Genomic DNA, 266 nt, shown 5'->3' on the forward strand with positions numbered 1-266 from the left:
CGAACGCGGTCGGGTCCGATTCGATTTCTTCGGCGGCCAGGAGCCGGGTCATCTGGCCCTGGATCTGGTCCACGTCAAGCCGCTTGAGGTTGAACTGCAGGCAGCGCGACAGCACCGTGACCGGCAGCTTCTGCGGGTCGGTGGAGGCCAGCAGGAACTTCACGTGTTCCGGCGGTTCTTCCAGCGTCTTCAGCAGCGCATTGGACGCCGCCTTGGACAGCATGTGCTCTTCGTCGATCAGGTAGACCTTGTACTTGCCGCGCGAG

1 pseudogene is annotated in these 266 nt (G+C 63.2%); it reads right to left on the reverse strand.

What is annotated here, in order from left to right:
- Positions 1 to 266, reverse strand: a pseudogene (locus KVS69_RS19705) (DNA polymerase III subunit gamma/tau); the annotation flags it as partial.

This window comes from Stenotrophomonas sp. GbtcB23, from assembly GCF_019091045.1.
Classification (GTDB): domain Bacteria; phylum Pseudomonadota; class Gammaproteobacteria; order Xanthomonadales; family Xanthomonadaceae; genus Stenotrophomonas; species Stenotrophomonas rhizophila_A.